Origin of the sequence: Mesorhizobium sp. M4B.F.Ca.ET.203.01.1.1 (genome assembly GCF_004791025.1) — a bacterium.
Taxonomy (GTDB): domain Bacteria; phylum Pseudomonadota; class Alphaproteobacteria; order Rhizobiales; family Rhizobiaceae; genus Mesorhizobium; species Mesorhizobium abyssinicae.
The window spans coordinates 1-403 of the sequence record NZ_SRUO01000082.1; the positions used below are offsets into that span (position 1 = coordinate 1).

Genomic DNA, 403 nt, shown 5'->3' on the forward strand with positions numbered 1-403 from the left:
CACATCACAGCGGCCCGCCGCGCGCACCGATCCCGGCAGGGCCTAGAGCCGAGCCCGTGCTCGGCTGCTGCACACGGAAAGCAGCCGCGCAGGGACCCGGCCCCGCACAAGCAGGGTCAGGTCCACGCCGGGTCTGCGGTGAAATCGATGGTCAGCCAGAACGTACCGCCACGCGCGTCCAGCCGCACCGCGATCTCATCGCGCATCGCATCGACCTCGCCCACCGCGCCCAATGGCGTCGCCGGGTCCGCCAATACGTGGATCTCGACAAAGCGCATCCGCCCCATCTTCGCCACATGGCTGGTGAAGCCGGCATAGCCCCGCTCGGCGACGAACGCCTGCATCACCTGCTGCACGCGCCGGTCCAGGTCATCCGGCGCCACCTGCAGCACCTCGCGCATGG

At 70.0% G+C, this 403-nt stretch carries 1 pseudogene; it reads right to left on the bottom strand.

The window, feature by feature from the left end:
- Window positions 1–116 precede the first annotated feature (116 nt).
- Window positions 117–403, bottom strand: a pseudogene (locus tag EN846_RS33715) (cation transporter); the annotation flags it as partial.